Annotated in this window: 18 protein-coding genes; 15 read left to right on the top strand and 3 right to left on the bottom strand. The window is 63.9% G+C overall.

The annotated features are described in order from the left end of the window. Positions 1-19: 19 nt before the first annotated feature. From GC148_RS08820 to GC148_RS08835, 4 genes are all read left to right on the top strand, one after another. Entirely contained in the window at positions 20-850 is an 831-nt protein-coding gene (locus GC148_RS08820; protein WP_291070308.1) for an enoyl-CoA hydratase, read from the top strand. 8 nt (positions 851-858) lie between these two features. Next, on the top strand, positions 859-1,761 hold the full coding sequence (locus tag GC148_RS08825; RefSeq protein ID WP_291070309.1) for a hydroxymethylglutaryl-CoA lyase: 903 nt from the start codon (positions 859-861) through the stop codon (positions 1,759-1,761). A 73-nt stretch (positions 1,762-1,834) separates the two neighbouring features. Continuing rightward, positions 1,835-2,077 (top strand): YdcH family protein, encoded by a 243-nt coding sequence (locus GC148_RS08830; RefSeq protein ID WP_291070310.1) that lies wholly within the window; start codon positions 1,835-1,837, stop codon positions 2,075-2,077. 27 nt (positions 2,078-2,104) lie between these two features. Continuing rightward, positions 2,105-2,233 carry a hypothetical protein gene (locus GC148_RS08835; RefSeq protein WP_291070311.1) on the top strand — a complete coding sequence of 43 codons (129 nt, stop codon included), beginning with the start codon at positions 2,105-2,107 and terminating at the stop codon, positions 2,231-2,233. 23 nt (positions 2,234-2,256) lie between these two features. Here the strand turns inward: GC148_RS08835 and secA are convergent, their stop codons facing one another. Next, the gene (secA, locus tag GC148_RS08840) at positions 2,257-5,004 is read right to left on the bottom strand and encodes a preprotein translocase subunit SecA (RefSeq protein WP_291070312.1); all 2,748 of its coding nucleotides are present in this window, start codon (positions 5,002-5,004) and stop codon (positions 2,257-2,259) included. Positions 5,005-5,190: 186 nt separating this feature from the next. Between secA and GC148_RS08845 the strand changes: the two genes are divergently transcribed. From GC148_RS08845 to GC148_RS08860, 4 genes are read left to right on the top strand one after another with little or no spacing between them, the layout of a single operon-like run. Then, complete coding sequence (locus tag GC148_RS08845; protein ID WP_291070313.1) at positions 5,191-6,120, top strand: peptidylprolyl isomerase; 930 nt, start codon at positions 5,191-5,193, stop codon at positions 6,118-6,120. Beyond that, positions 6,117-7,367, top strand: a complete 1,251-nt coding sequence (gene argJ / locus GC148_RS08850) for a bifunctional glutamate N-acetyltransferase/amino-acid acetyltransferase ArgJ (RefSeq protein ID WP_291070314.1) — start codon at positions 6,117-6,119, stop codon at positions 7,365-7,367. The genes GC148_RS08845 and argJ overlap by 4 nt, the downstream gene beginning before the upstream one ends. Further along, positions 7,364-7,768: a (deoxy)nucleoside triphosphate pyrophosphohydrolase gene (locus tag GC148_RS08855; protein WP_291070315.1), complete on the top strand. Its 405-nt coding sequence runs from the start codon at positions 7,364-7,366 to the stop codon at positions 7,766-7,768. Before argJ ends, GC148_RS08855 begins: the two co-directional genes overlap by 4 nt. A 43-nt stretch (positions 7,769-7,811) precedes the next feature. Further along, positions 7,812-7,952: a Flp family type IVb pilin gene (locus GC148_RS08860; RefSeq protein ID WP_291070316.1), complete on the top strand. Its 141-nt coding sequence runs from the start codon at positions 7,812-7,814 to the stop codon at positions 7,950-7,952. Between the two features lie 3 nt (positions 7,953-7,955). Here GC148_RS08860 and GC148_RS08865 read toward each other — a convergent pair whose 3' ends face one another. Further along, positions 7,956-8,867 (bottom strand): methyltransferase domain-containing protein, encoded by a 912-nt coding sequence (locus GC148_RS08865; protein WP_291070317.1) that lies wholly within the window; start codon positions 8,865-8,867, stop codon positions 7,956-7,958. 81 nt (positions 8,868-8,948) lie between these two features. On the opposite strand from GC148_RS08865, the gene GC148_RS08870 reads away from it, so the two are divergent. The 7 genes from GC148_RS08870 (at position 8,949) to GC148_RS08895 (ending at position 13,099) form a co-directional block, all read left to right on the top strand. Next, a complete protein-coding gene (locus GC148_RS08870) occupies positions 8,949-9,332 on the top strand; it encodes a hypothetical protein (RefSeq protein ID WP_291070318.1) in 384 nt (127 codons plus the stop codon). Further along, complete coding sequence (locus tag GC148_RS15935; protein ID WP_366063499.1) at positions 9,317-9,445, top strand: hypothetical protein; 129 nt, start codon at positions 9,317-9,319, stop codon at positions 9,443-9,445. The genes GC148_RS08870 and GC148_RS15935 overlap by 16 nt, the downstream gene beginning before the upstream one ends. Positions 9,446-9,494: 49 nt before the next feature. Continuing rightward, complete coding sequence (gene grxC / locus GC148_RS08875) at positions 9,495-9,755, top strand: glutaredoxin 3 (protein WP_291070319.1); 261 nt, start codon at positions 9,495-9,497, stop codon at positions 9,753-9,755. A gap of 16 nt (positions 9,756-9,771) precedes the next feature. Further along, a complete protein-coding gene (locus tag GC148_RS08880; RefSeq protein WP_291070320.1) occupies positions 9,772-10,218 on the top strand; it encodes a DUF1178 family protein in 447 nt (148 codons plus the stop codon). A gap of 98 nt (positions 10,219-10,316) precedes the next feature. Then, positions 10,317-10,619: an aa3-type cytochrome c oxidase subunit IV gene (locus GC148_RS08885; RefSeq protein ID WP_291070321.1), complete on the top strand. Its 303-nt coding sequence runs from the start codon at positions 10,317-10,319 to the stop codon at positions 10,617-10,619. A gap of 123 nt (positions 10,620-10,742) precedes the next feature. Beyond that, on the top strand, positions 10,743-11,714 hold the full coding sequence (locus GC148_RS08890; protein ID WP_291070322.1) for an ATP-binding cassette domain-containing protein: 972 nt from the start codon (positions 10,743-10,745) through the stop codon (positions 11,712-11,714). Next, entirely contained in the window at positions 11,714-13,099 is a 1,386-nt protein-coding gene (locus tag GC148_RS08895; protein ID WP_291070323.1) for an ABC transporter permease, read from the top strand. The genes GC148_RS08890 and GC148_RS08895 overlap by 1 nt, the downstream gene beginning before the upstream one ends. On the opposite strand, the gene GC148_RS08900 is transcribed toward GC148_RS08895, so the two are convergent. Continuing rightward, positions 13,096-14,796, bottom strand: coding sequence for a hypothetical protein (locus tag GC148_RS08900; protein ID WP_291070324.1), 1,701 nt, complete (start codon positions 14,794-14,796; stop codon positions 13,096-13,098). The genes GC148_RS08895 and GC148_RS08900 overlap by 4 nt on opposite strands. Positions 14,797-14,879: the final 83 nt, after the last annotated feature.

Consider the following 14,879-nt stretch of genomic DNA (forward strand, 5'->3'; position numbering starts at 1 on the left):
GAAAATCGAGGAGACGAAGATGGCCGAATACAGGGAAATTCTTGCTGAGACCAAGGACGGTGTCCTGACGATCACGCTGAACCGCCCCGAGCGGCTGAACGCCTGGACCGGCATCATGCAGACCGAGGTCGAAACCGCGATCCGCGCGGGCGGCACCGACGACGCGGTACGCTGCATCGTGATCACGGGGGCGGGCCGGGGCTTCTGCGCGGGGGCGGATATGAACGGCCTGCAGTCGATCCAGGCGAGCGGGGGCGAGCAGTACCAGGCGAAGATTCCCGACTTGAAGCCGAAACCGGTGAGCGAGCTCGAGAAAACATTTCCCGGCCGGTTCGGCCACATGTTCGCCTGTCCGAAGCCGATCATCGCGGCGATTAACGGGCCATGCGCCGGGATCGGCCTGATCCTCACCCTGTTTGCGGACATGCGCTATGCGGCGGCCGATGCGAAGTTCACCACGGCGTTTTCGCAGCGCGGCCTGATTGCCGAGCATGGAATCGCCTGGCAGCTGCCGCGTCTTGTCGGCGAGGCGAATGCGCTCGATCTGTTGTTCACGGCGCGCAAGTTCACCGGCGCAGAGGCAGAGAAGCTCGGCCTCGTCAATCGCGCACTGGCGGGGGAGGAGCTGATGCCGTTTGTTTACGATCTTGCCGAGCACCTCGCAACACAAGTCTCGCCGCGCTCGGTGGCGATCATGAAGCGCCAGATCCGCGAGAGCTATTTCCAGTCCTATGCCGACTCGCTCGCAGTGGCGGATGGGGAAATGGAAAAGAGTTTTGCCACACACGACTTCAAGGAAGGCGTCGCCAGCTTCGTCGAGCGGCGCGCGCCGGCGTTCACAGGGAAGTAAGCCTACGGATGAAACGTCAGATACATATTGTTGAGGTTGGTCCTCGCGACGGACTCCAGAATGACCCGGCCAACCTGACGGTGGACGAGAAGCTGGAATTCATTGCCCGGCTGGAAGCGGCCGGCGTGACGCGGATGGAATCCGGCAGCTTCGTTTCGCCGAAGGCCGTGCCCAAGATGGCGAACTCGCCGGAAGTGTTCGCCGGACTGAACCGGGGCGGGCAAACAAAGCATATCGCACTGGCGCTGAACGAGACCGGTGTGCGCCGGGCGATCGAGGCGAAGGCCGACGAGATCAATTTCGTTCTGGTGGCGAGCGAGACCTTCGGACGAAAGAACCAGGGCATGAGCCCGCAGGACAGCGCCGACATGCTCGCGAAGTGTGCGCCGCTGGTGCACGAGGCGGGCCTGCCGCTGTCGGCGACGATCTCGGTGGCGTTCGGCGATCCCTATGACGGCGATGTCGATCTCGGCGTAGTCGGAAACCTTGCGGCGCAGGCGCAGCGCACCGGCATCGCCGAGCTGGCGCTCGGCGACACGATCGGCGCTGCGACGCCATGGGACGTGAAGCGCGCGATTGACCGCGTACGGATCGAGGCGCCCGACGTGACATTGCGCATGCATTTCCACGACACGCGCGGGGCAGGGTTAGCGAATGTGTTTGCGGCCGTCGAGGCGGGCGTCGATGTTATCGATGCCAGCTGCGGCGGCATTGGCGGTTGCCCCTTCGCCCCGGCGGCGACCGGCAATGTGGCGACGGAAGACGTGATCTGGATGCTGCATCGGGCCGGCTATGAGACAGGCATTGATCTGACCCAGATGATCGATACCGCGCGCTGGCTGGAATCGGTGCTGGGCCACGGTGTCTCGTCCGCGCTCAGCCGGGCTGGTGCATTTCCGAAAGCTAGGTAGATTCCGCGATACCGAACGGCGTGGCCATGTCCCAGAAAGACTGGAGAAATCCAAATCTGGAAGGTCCTAGCCGATGTCCCATACGCCGCACGAACTCGTCGAGGAATTCCCCGACTCCGTTGATCAGATCCGCGCCCTGAAGGCGTCCGACCCACATTTCGCGCGGCTGGCCGACACCTATCACGAGCTGAACCGGCAGATTCACCGTATGGAAACCGATCTCGAGCCGGCCAGTGACGCGGCGCAGGCCGAGCTGCGCCTGAAGCGCCTGAAGCTCAAGGATGAGATCTACGCCCGGCTGAAGGCCGAAGGGTAGGATGGGAGAAAATGTGTAATGATGACGATGAACAATCTTACCGTTGACCCGCTTGCAGTTGCCGGGGCAGCCGGGTTCGCAGTCCTGATCCTGGTGATGGCCGGAATCACGATCTGGGTTGTCCGCCAGTCCGGCAAATCGTCCGGCGAGAAATAGACTCCGGCCGCCGCGCGGCGACGTTACGCTTTCTGCGTCTCGATCGCGCCGTGGCAATGCTTGTATTTCTTGCCTGAACCGCAAGGGCAGGCCGAATTGCGCGGCGTATTCGACCAGTCGTCTTCGGCCTGGTAGAGCGGCTGGCCCGGCGGCGTATCCTTGTCGTCCGGGTCCATCTCGTTCACCCCGGTATCGGGATCGAGCTTTGTTTCGTGGACCGGAGGCGCCTTGGGCGGCGGGGGCACTGCGGCAGGGCGGCGCGCGGCATCCGGCGCCGGGGCCGCCTGCACGCGGATGTGCATCAGCGAGCGGGTGACCGTCGCGCGCAGCTCGCCGAGCAGGGTGTCGAACAGGTTGAAGGCTTCGCTCTTGAACTCGTTCAGCGGGTCGCGCTGGCCGTAGGAGCGAAGGTGGATGACCGAGCGCAGCTGGTCGATATGCTGCAGGTGTTCGCGCCAGCGCAGATCCAGCACCTGAAGCAAAAGCTGCTTCTCGATACGGCGCATCTGCTGGACACCGACCTGAGCGGTGAGGTTTTCATACTGTTCGGTGACAGCTTTCAGGATGCGTGCAGCGATTTCCTCGTTGGCGACGCCTTCCTCGGCGGCCCATTCCTTGACCGGCAGGTCGATCGCGAGATCGGTGCGCAGGCCCTCGGCGAGGCCTTCAATGTCCCATTGTTCCGCATACGCCTTTTCCGGCATCGTGCGGGTAACCAGCGTGTCAATCACGGATTCCCGCATGTCCGCGATGGTGTCGGACACATCGTCGGAGCGCAGAAAGTCCAAGCGCTGCTCGAAGATTGCTTTGCGCTGGTCGTTGATGACGTCGTCATACTTGAGGACGTTCTTGCGGATCTCGAAGTTGCGCTCTTCGATCTTGCGCTGCGATGTTTCCATCGCCTTGTTCATCCACGGGTGGGTGATGCCCTCATCTTCCTTGATGCCGAGGCGGCGCATGACGGCGTCCATCCGGTCGGCGGCGAAGATGCGCATCAGGTCGTCTTCGATGGAGATGTAGAATTTCGATTTTCCGGGGTCGCCCTGACGGCCTGTGCGTCCGCGCAGCTGGTTGTCGATGCGGCGGCTTTCGTGGCGCTCCGTACCGAGAACGTAGAGGCCGCCGGCGTCCAGCGCCTGCTTTTTCTTGACTTCGATATCGGCCCGGATCTGCGCCGACAGAAGGGAGACTTCGCCGTCCGAGAGGGCGCGGCCGAGGGCGGCTTCCTTCTCGGCGCGTTCCTGCGCAAGGCGCATGTCTGGGTTGCCGCCAAGCTGGATGTCGGTGCCGCGGCCAGCCATGTTGGTGGCCACCGTGACCGCGCCGGGCACACCGGCATTCGCCACGATGAAGGCTTCCTGCTCGTGATAGCGTGCGTTCAGCACCTTGTGCGGAATGCGCTGCGCGGTGAGCAGGTTCGACAGGAGTTCGGATTTCTCGATCGAAGCTGTACCCAGAAGCAACGGCTGGCCCTTGGCGTGGACGGCTTTCACTTCCTTGACGATCTCGGCATACTTCGCCTTGGCCGTCCGGTAGACGACATCGTCTTCGTCCTTGCGCTGGATCGGTTTGTTCGTGGGCAGATCAACCACGGCCAGCTTGTAGATATCGAGGAATTCATCGGCCTCGGTCAGCGCCGTACCGGTCATGCCGGAGAGCTTCTTGTAGAGGCGGAAATAATTCTGGAAGGTGATCGAGGCAAGCGTGACGTTCTCGGGCTTGATGTCGACGCGTTCCTTGGCCTCGATAGCCTGGTGCAGGCCTTCGGACAGGCGGCGGCCTTCCATCATGCGGCCGTTGAACTCGTCGATCAGCATCACCTGACCGTCCTTGACGATATAGTCCTTATCGCGCGCATACAGCTTGTGGGCGCGAAGGGCCTGGTTCGAGTGGTGCACCAGCGAGATATTGCCGGGCTCCCACAGCGAGCCTTCGAGCAGGCCGAGCTCGGACAGCCAGGCCTCGATCTTCTCGACGCCCGGCTCGGAGAACACGACCGAGCGCTGCTTTTCGTCGAGGTCGAAATCGGTCGGCTCAAGGCGCGGGATCAGACTGTCGATCTTGATGTAGAGGTCCGAGCGGTCGTCGGTCGGGCCGGAAATGATCAGCGGCGTGCGCGCTTCGTCAATCAGGATCGAGTCGACCTCGTCGACGATGGCGAAGTGGTGACCGCGCTGGGCCATCTGGTCCAGCGAGTATTTCATGTTGTCGCGCAGGTAGTCGAAGCCGAACTCGTTGTTCGTGCCGTAGGTGATGTCGGCCGCGTAGGCCGCCTTGCGCTGTTCGTCCGTGACGCCGTGCACGATCGTGCCAGTGGTCATGCCGAGGGCGCCATAGATGCGGCCCATCCATTCGGCGTCGCGGGCGGCGAGGTAGTCGTTGACCGTGATGACGTGCACGCCCTTGCCCTCGAGGGCGTTCAGGTAGGCGGCGAGCGTGGCGACGAGGGTCTTGCCTTCACCGGTGCGCATCTCGGCGATGGCGCCGGAGTGCAGCACCATGCCGCCCATCAGCTGGACGTCGAAGTGGCGCATGTTGTTGGCGCGCTTGGCGGCTTCGCGAACGACCGCAAAGGCCTCTTCCAGCAGGCTGTCGAGCGTCGCGCCATCGGCGAGGCGCTTGCGGAATTCCTGGGTCTTGCCCTTCAGCGACTGGTCGGACAGCGCTTCCATGATCGGCTCGAGCGCGTTGATCCGGTTCACCCGGGCGACCAGCGGCTTCAGTTTCCGTTCGTTGGCGGTTCCGAAAATCTTGCGGGCAATAGAGAGCATGTGAGGCAGCACCAACCAGTTTTGGGGATAAAAATTCCAAATCCTGAAGCCCAGCTTACAGGATATCGAGACCCACTCCCACCGCGCTTACCCTGGCTGAAACTACTCGACCAGCACGCGGGGCAGACTTAAGAACGCCGCCAAAGGGTGTCAATGCGGCGCCCTCAGTCGATGAGGGTGCCTGTCATGACGACCAGACCTTTGATTTCAGCGGGTCGTTTGCCCGTTCTGGCCGCGCTGGCCCTCGTGGCAGCGCTTGGCGCGTGCGAGCAGGCGCAGCCGGATCAGGCCGAAATCGCCGCCCCGGATCAGACTGTCGCAGCCTATGTCAACGGTGATCCGGTCTTCACCGGTGACGTGGAACTGGAGGCTGTGGCCCGGGGACTGATCAATGCCGGTCAGGACTTCGGCCCGGATGACGACGAGTTCCGGATCGTCCTGGACCAGCTGGTCGACCAGAAGCTGATGGCGCAGGAAGCCCGCCGCCGGGCTCTCGACCGCGATCCAGCCAGCCAGCGGCGCCTTGAAATGGCGCAGGAGCGCATCCTGGGCAACCTGCTGGTCGAGAGCCTGGTTTCCGAGCAGGTCACCGAAGAGGCGATCGACCGGATGTATGCCGAGCAGGTCCTCCTGCAGCAGGCCAATGACCAGGTTTCGGTGGCGCATATCCTTGTCGATACCAAGGAGGAGGCGGACGCGCTTTTTCAGCGCGTCGAGCAGGGCGAGACGTTTGAGAGCCTGGTGTTCAATCATTCCAAAGACACCCGCACGCGGATGGAGAACGGCGATCTCGGCTATGTGGCGCCGAACGATCTCGCTGAACCCTTCCCGGTGGTCATTGCCAACACGCCGGTGGGCGAAGTCTCGCCGCCCTTCCAGACCTCGCAAGGCTGGCACATCCTGAAAGTGAAGGACCGGCGCACCGAGCCGCCCAAGACGCGCGAAGAGATGCGGCCCGAAATCGCGACCTTCCTGACCCTGAACGAGGTGAGCCGCATCCTGCGCCGCCTGCGGACCGAGGCCACGATCGAGCAAGGTTCCGGCCAGACATACGTTCCGACCACCGAGCCGGGGATCCCCGCGCCGGTCAACCTGCCGCCTGGAGACGATCTTTGAAACTGACACCTTCGCCCTTCGCGCCCGAATCCTTCCCGTCGCTGCCTGAAGTGAAGGGCCTGCGCGGCGCGGCCGGTTCGCGCGGTTTCTATGCCCGCCGGGGCATCGAGCGGAACGACGTGTTCCTCTTCGCCTTTCCGAAGGGCACGACCTGCGCCGGTGTCTACACCGTCTCCAGAACAGCCTCCGCTGACGTGCGCTGGTGCCGCGAAGCGCTGAAAGCGGGCGGCGGCAAGGCCCGCGCGCTGGTCGCGCATTCGGGCAATTCGAATGCGTTCACCGGCCCGAAAGGGGTCGAGAAAAACGAGGCAACGCTGAAGGCGATGACTGAGACCCTCGGGGTCGAGAAGGAGACCTGTTTCCTTGCGGCGACCGGCGTCATCGGCGAGCCGTTGAAGGATCCGAACTTCATCGGCGCAATCGTGCCGGACCTCGCTGCGAAACTGGCGCTGCCGGACTGGGAGGCGTGTGCGCGCGCCTTCATGACGACGGACACCTTTCCGAAAGGGTCGGGCCGCGTCGTGGATCTCGCCGGCGTGCCGACAGCTTTTGCAGGCATCGCCAAGGGCTCGGGCATGATCATGCCGAACATGGCAACAATGCTGTCCTATGTATTCACCGATGCCGCTGTGGCGCCGGACCTGTTGCAGGACCTTCTGGAAGACATCGTCGACGAGACCTTCAATTCGATCACGGTCGACGGCGATACCTCGACCTCAGACACGCTGATGGTGTTCGCCACCGGCGCAACCGGCGAGCCGCCGATCCTCTCGCGCGATGATACGCGCTTCCCGGTTTTCGCCTCGGCGCTCCATGCCACCTGCCTCGATCTGGCGCTGCAAGTGGTCAAGGACGGGGAAGGGGCGAGCAAGTTCGTCACAGTGCGTGTTGAAGGGGCCGTCTCGCAGCTTTCGGCCAAGATCGTGGCCTGCCACATCGCCAATTCGCCCTTGATCAAGACCGCCATGGCGGCGGGCGATGCCAATTGGGGCCGCGTGGTGATGGCGGTCGGCAAGTCGCTGGAGCCGATCGTGATGGAGGAACTCGCCATCTGGTTTGACGATGTCCAGGTGGCCAAGGGCGGCGCCCGCGCGCCGGACTATGACGAGGCTGCCGCCAGCGCGGTCTTCGCCAAGCCGGAGTTCACGATCCGTGTGAACCTCGGTGTCGACGAGTTCGCGGCGACCGTCTGGACCTGCGATCTGACGCACGGCTATGTCGACATCAACGGCGCTTACCGGACATGACCACGCCGGTCCTGCTGGTGGTGGCGGCGGCCCTGTTCGACGATCAGGGCCGTATCCTTTTGGCGCAGCGACCGGAGGGCAAAGCGCTTGCCGGCCTCTGGGAATTCCCGGGCGGAAAGCTTGAGCCGGGTGAGACGCCCGAGGCGGCACTGGTGCGGGAACTACAGGAAGAGCTGACGCTCAAGGTTAACGATACGTCGCTGACGCCGCTCACTTTCGCCAGCTTCGGCTACCCCCATTTTCATCTTTTGATGCCATTGTACGGTTGCACAAGCTGGTCCGGACCGATCCGCCCGCGCGAAGGCCAGGCCGTCGCATGGGTCGAACCGTCCAGGCTGAGAGACTATCCCGCGCCACCGGCAGACCTGCCTCTGTTCGACTGGCTCGCATCAAGGACCTAAAGACCTGAACACGGAAACGCACCTTCGAACCTTCAAGTCGCTTTTGGCGGATGAATCGGGCGCGTCGGCGGTCGAGTACGGCATGATTGCCGCGCTGATGGTCGTCGGCATCCTTGCGGCGATAACCAATTTCGCGATGGCCAACGACGGCAACTACAAACTGATCGAAGACAATCTGGTCTGATCCTCAGGGGGCGTCCTTTTGCGCCTTGCGCACGGCGTCCGCGAGGCTGATCTTTGCGCTTCCGGGCTTCAGCGGTTGTGGCTGGCTCGGCGCAGGCGCCCAACCCAGAACATGCAGGATTTCGAACGTGGCCGGTACGCGGCCGTCCGGTTCGCGGAAATGTTCCGTGTAAAGCTCGAGCGCCCGTGCCAGCACACGGCGCGGCAGCGACCGGGCGGTGCCCCGCGCAAACGCGGCGCGCTCACCCATGCCTTTCAGATCGGCCAGGAGCCGTGCGGGGTCCGCATAGCGAACCGTAACTGTGTCCCGGTCGGCTACCGGCAAGGCAAAACCGGCGCGCTGCAGGAGGCCTGCCATGTCGCGCAGGCCGGGCAAGGGTGACAGACGCGGGGCCAACCCGTCCATCAGCTCGGTTTCCGCTTCCGTCAGCACACTGCGCAATTCTGCGAGTGTGCCGGCCCCGAACAGGGCGCCGAGGAACAGGCCATCCGGCTTGAGGATGCGGCGGATCTGCGCCAGCGCGCCGGGCAAGTCATTCACCCAGTGCAGGGTGAGCGGCGCGGCCACCAGATCAAAGCTTGCAGGCGCGAAGGGCAGGGCTTCTTCGTCGGCTTGTGCCGTCTCCAGTCCGCGGGCGGTTGCGGCGGCGGCAAAGTCCGGCGCGGTATCGGCGGCGATCATCGCGTGCGCCTTACCGCTGGCCACCAGGCGCGCGGAGAGCTCACCGCCGGCCGCGCCCAGTTCCAACCCCCGCGCAAAGCGGCGCGGTGTGTCGTCCAGCCGGCTTTCAAGGTCCGCGATGACGCGCTGGCGCAGGAAGTCATAGTCTGCGAAAGTTTTCGCCGCACGGTTGCGGCGCGCCGCAAGGCGTGCGCGGTCGAAGATCTGCGGCGGGGCAGGAGGGGTCGGCGGCATGGCAAGGGATATGCCCGGGGGGCAGGCGCGGGCCAAGGCGTTTCTCCGCGGGGGCGGCCGATTTCTTCTGACCGCTGCGGCGTGCCGCTCGACTACCGGACGGGCGACGAGACCTGGTGTGCGGCGTATCTGGTCCGCCCGCCGCGCTGGGACCGGGCGCGGGTCGCCCTGATCAATGATGAGACCTCCCGGCGACCGATTCTGGACCTGAAACCGGCCGGGCGGTGCGACGGCTTGCCCACGCTGGCCGGCTGGATGCGCCAAGCCGGCGGGGTGCTGATCGACGAGGTGGACGTTCTTGTACCGGCGCCGCTGCACGACACCCGGCTCGTGATGCGCGGGTTCAACCAGTCAGGCTGGCCGGCCGGGCCCGCCGGCGCAACGTTTCGGGGGCTTTCAAGGTCCGGTCCGGCCGCGTGGCCGCGATCCCGGGTAAAAGGGGGCTGCTGGTGGATGACGTCCTGACAACCGGGGCAACGCTTTCGGCGTGCACGCATGCCCTGAAACACGGCGGAGCGCGGCAGGTTGACGTGCTTGTGCGGGCCCGCGTTGTCCGGGAAACGGACGTTACCATATAATAAACCAGTGACGGCAGAATGAAGGTGCCGGACGCGAGAGGATTATAATATGGCCAAGGTCACGATCTACACACGTCAGTTCTGCCCCTATTGTTCGCGCGCTGTGGCGCTGCTGAAGGAGAAAAAGGCCGATTTCAATGAAATCGATGCCGGTATGGATGCGGCCAAGAAGGAAGAGATGATCCGGCGCTCCGGCGGCGGGCGCACCTTCCCGCAGATCTTCGTGGGCGACACGCATATCGGGGGCTGCGACGACATGATGGCGCTGGACCGTGCGGGCAAGCTGGACCCGCTGCTGGCGGGCGCCTGAGGGGAGGGGCTCGTTCATGATCCGCTACGCTCTGGCCTGCGGCGACTGTGACCACGCATTCGAGGCCTGGTTCGCCTCCTCAGATGCCTATGACAAACAGGCCAAACGCCGCCTGATGGTGTGCCCGGAATGCGACGGACGCAAGGTCGAAAAACAGATCATGGCCCCCGCGGTGAAAACCACTAAGGGCAAGACACCCGCGCCGGATCCCGAAAAGCTGCTGGCTGAATTTGCGGCCAAGGCGCGCGCCCATGTGGCCGAGAATTTCGACTATGTCGGCAGCGATTTCGCCGAGGAAGCGCGCGCGATGTTCTATGGCGAGCAGGACGACCGGCCGATCTGGGGCGAAACCACGCCTGAGGAGCGCGAATCGCTGGCTGAAGAGGGGGTTCCGGCCGTGCCCCTGCCTGCGCCTTTCGCGCCGAAACCGCCGAAACGCAAATCGCGTCAGCCCGTCAACTGAACCGGCGATCCGGAGGGGCGCTTTGCCGCGCTTGATGGCGCGTGCGGTGCCCGCTAGAAGGCGGCAGAAGCGAACAAACCGGACCGGAGAGGGCAATCATGGCCAGCCAAGAGTATCACCACGGCGATATGGATATCCGGGACCAGCAGGCGACCTGGCACGGCTTCCTGACGGGCAGCGTCTGGGGCGGCCTGATCACCGTGCTGATGGTCGGACATGCGGTGCTGTCGCTCGCGATCGGCCTCGACTGGACGATTTCGCTCGGCCTGATGGCGATTGTCGGCTTTGCCGCGGGCCTCCTGATGAACCTCGGTGGACGCTGGATGGCGACGGTTGTCGTGCTGATCGGCCTCGCACTGGTCGTTCAGGCGTTCATCTGGCTGTTCGGCGCGGTTCTTTAAAGCGTCTCCGCCCGCAATCGAAGACTTGTGCTTAACCGGGTCCTAAGGGCTTCGGCGGCATACCCCTTGAACTTTATCGAGCAGCCCTAAAGTCTCGATATCAGCCGTTCAAGGAGGTCGCCCATGGGTGCCGCACCACTGGTCATGTCTGGCGCGACCAAACGCTTCGGCGCGTTCACGGCCGTCAAAGCGCTCTCCTTCGATGTCCCGCAAGGTCAGATCGTTGGCTTCCTGGGACCCAACGGCGCCGGCAAGTCGACCAGCCTGCGCATGGCGCTGGGTGTGATGCAGCCGGATGAAGGGTCGGTCGCCCTGTTCGGCCGGGCGCCGGACATCTCCAACCTGCGCCATGTCGGTTTCCTCCCCGAGGAGCGCGGCCTCTACAAGAAGATGAGCGCACGCGACACGATCACCTATTTCGCACGCCTCAAAGGCATGAGTGCGGCGGATGCGAAGGCGCGCGCGAACGAACTGCTTGAGGCGACCGGTCTGGGTGCCTTCAAGGCAACGCGCATCTCGAAACTCTCAAAGGGTATGGCGCAGAAGGTGCAGATCCTGTCCACACTGGCGCACCGGCCGGATTTCCTGATCCTCGACGAGCCTTTTTCGGGGCTCGACCCGATGAATCAGCAGACACTGGAAGACCTGATCCGCGCCGAACACAAACGCGGCGCAACGATCCTGTTCTCGACGCACGTGATGGAACACGCCGAGCGCCTGTGCGACCGGATCGTGATGCTGGCCCGCGGCCGCAAGGTGTTCGATGGTTCGCTGGACGCGGCCTATGCCACGCTGGGGCAGGGCGCGCGCATGGCGGTGGAGCACGGGTTTGACCTCGCAGCGGTGATGCGCCCGAAAGGGTTCGAGGCGCACCGCGCCGCCGACAAGGGCCCGGGCGATAGCTGGCGGGTTGAGTTTCCTTCAGGTCTTGGCGCGCAGGACGCGCTGCGCGCGGCGCTGGAAGCCGGTGCACCGATCCTGGGCTTCCAGCCCGAAGAAGCCCGCCTGCGCGACGTGTTCGTTTCCCTGGTCGGCGAAGCGGAGGCGGCTGCGCTCGATGCGCCTGCGTCCGTGACGGAAGTGGAGGCTGCCTGATGCGCAATATCTACCTGATCTTCCGGCGCGACTTCCTCGGCTATGTCAAAGCCTGGGGCTTCTGGCTCAGCCTGGCGGCGGTGCCGCTGTTCATCATCATCGGCGGCAGCTTCGGCTATTTCGCGGCCTCTTCGTCGCCGGTGCGCTATTATGCGGTGGTTGAACCGTCGGGCGTCATCTCCGAGGCCATTGATGCAGAGTTTGCCCGCAGCGAGGCCCGCGCCGCGGAAGAAACGGCCGCCCTGGCGGCAGATATGCAGGTCGATGTCTCGAGCGCGCAGGTCGCCGCAGCCACGCCCCGCAAATTCATCCAGGTCGCGCCGCCCGCCCGGACGATCGAGGACCTGCGGCCCTATCTGCTCGGCGAGAAAACGGTGGCCGGGCCCGACGGCGACAAGCCATTGTTTGCCGTTTTCCTGCTGACCGAAGACGGAGGCGCGCTCCAGTACTGGAGCACCGACGTCAACGTCACCATGTTGCACTATGCCGCCGAGACGGCCATGCGCGACCTTGGCCGACGCGATGCCTTGCTGGCAGCGGGTCTGAGCGCCGATTTCCTGAAGAAGGTGGATGAAGCCGCGCTTCCGGTCACAGCATTCCGCTTGCGCAGTGAGGCCGAGCCCGAAACCGGCGGCTCCGAAGTCACCATGGCCGACCGCGCGCCGGCGATTGTCGCCGGGGCGCTTGCCTATTTCCTCTGGCTCATGGTGTTCTCGATCATCCAGTACCTGCTGATGGGCACCATTGAGGAGCGGTCGAACAAGATTTTCGACACGCTGCTGACCTCGGTGAAACTGCCGGAACTTCTGGCGGGCAAGCTGCTTGCCGTGTTTGCAGTGACTTCAACCATGATGCTGTCCTGGTCGGTCTTTGCGGCCGCTGGTTCGGCCTTCGCGGCGAGCCAGTCACCCGCGCTGATGGACATGGTGGCGCCCTTCGTTGCGGCAGCGACCAATCCCGGCCTGATCATCCCTGCATTGATCAGCTTCATGCTGGGCTATGTGCTCTACGGCGCCATCTTCATGGCGCTCGGTTCGCTCTGCGACACGATCCAGGAAGCGCAGACCCTGCTGAGCCCGATGATGATCCTGCTGATGTTGCCGATGTTTGCGATCTTCATCGCGTTCCAGGATCCGGGCTCGCCGATCATCGACTATGCGAGCTGGTTCCCGCTGTTCACGCCGTTCCTGCTGATCCTGCGCATTCCGCAGGATCCGCCGCTCTGGGAGATCCTCGCGCAGATGGGCCTGATGGCGATCACGACCGCGCTCATAGTGTGGGGCGCGACCAAGGTCTACCGCGCCGGGGCCGTGCATGGCGCAGGCATTGGCGATCTTGGCGGCATGATCAAGGCGGCGATCGGCCTGAAGCCCAAGACAGCCTAGAGCCCCGAGAGCAGCTTCAGGCAGGCGGCCTCCTGCCCGGCGGACAATCCGTTGGACAATTCGAGCTTGCGCACCTGCCGGACGTCCTGGCCTTCCGGTAGCCACGTGATGAATTTCACCCCGTCGCCATGGGTGACACCTGCGGTGGCCTCTTTTGCCGGGTCGCGGTCGTCGGAACTCTCGGACCATTTGCGCAGTTCCATCCCGTTGCGCAGCCCGGCCTCATAGGCGCGGCTGCCCTCGGTGACGCCCTGGATCTTCCAGCTATTGGCGGCCGTGGCCGAGAAGTCGAAACCTCGCTCCCACATTTTCCGCCCGGACACTGTGATCTCGCCGCAAGGTTCGAAAAAGTCCGCAGGCAGATCGACGGCCCCGCCCTGCATGGCCATCGCCTCGATCTCTGCTGACGGATCCCAGCGTGCGACCTTCATGACCGACTTGATCAGAAGATCGTGAGCGGACGCGTCGGGATGTCGTTTTGCGGCGCCTTGCATGGCGAGCAGGACATCATCGAGATCGCGCTTGCCTTTGGTCCGCGCGCGCACCTGCCCATCGAGCCAGGACGCGATCAGCAGTCCTTTCTGGTAGGGGAGGCGGCCAATGTCCGGGTTGGACCAGAATCCATCGGAAATCTCATCGGCGGTGGCCTCCTGGAAGGATGACATGTCAAACGCTTCGGCCGACTTGTTGAAGGCCGCCGCGAAGTCGTCTGCAGACCAGATGCCGGCACGCGTCAGCAGCCGGAACGTGGACCATTCGGTGAAGCCCTCCGACAGCCAATACATCCGGGCTTCGTCTTCCTCCGGCATCCGGCCGATCTTGTGCGGAATCCAGCTGTGCATCATTTCGTGGGCAATCAGCGGCGCGACGTCGGCGCGCGGCATGTTGGCACCCGCAAAGATCGAGAAGGCGTCTCCGAGTCCGGTGCCTCCGAACGAAAGGACCTCCGGATCGTAAGGTTCTGAAATCACGGTAACGAGGAAGGGCTGGTCCTTTGATTTCCAATACCGGCGCTCGGCGGCGGCGATCCGCGTGAACGTGTCCTGCCAGAAAGCGTCGTCTATCTCTTCGAACTGCCCGGTGATCGCGAGGCGCGCGCTGCCGGCGGAGATGACACGGACATTGCCGCCGAACATCACGCTCTGGGCGAGGTCGCCAAACGTGGTGCGCCCTGAGGGGGCGGCATGGTCGAGGTCCGAGATCAACGTGATGCCGTCCGGCCGTTCGAGGACAACGTGTGCGGGCGTCTCGTTGCTGAGGGTCTCGGGCCAGGGCAGGGCCGTATAGCCGATCACCAGCATGTAGTCGGGCGTGAACCGCGGCCGGTAATCATTGCCGCCCTGTTTGGCCGGCGGTGTGTCCGGCCCGCCGCCGACTTTCCAGTTGAGGGTCAACTGTGCGCCGGGTTTGTGGCGCAACACAAGTTCGCCGGGCATCTCGCTCGCGACAAGCTCGGTGCCCGGGGCTTTGATGTCCCAAAGTCCGCGATAGAGTTCCCGTTCACCGCCCCAGTCATCGGGCAGACGGAGCATGGTCTCGCCGTCCTGGTCGCCCGGAAAGCTCAGCGACATGTCGAAACCGGTGATAACGCCTTCGGTCACGACCGGCACGACCTGCCAGTTGACGGGCTCAGGCCGCGATGCGCCGCCGAAGAGAAGCGGCAAGACAGCGAAAGACACGAGGGTTTTCAAACGCATGGGAGGCTCCTGATCGGCACTCGTTGCAAAGGAATGGCGGCCCGGATCGCAAGTGAAACTCTTGTCAGCTTCGGACTTTCTGC

It is taken from the genome of Hyphomonas sp., from assembly GCF_016125515.1.
In the GTDB taxonomy this organism is placed as follows: Bacteria; Pseudomonadota; Alphaproteobacteria; order Caulobacterales; family Hyphomonadaceae; genus Hyphomonas.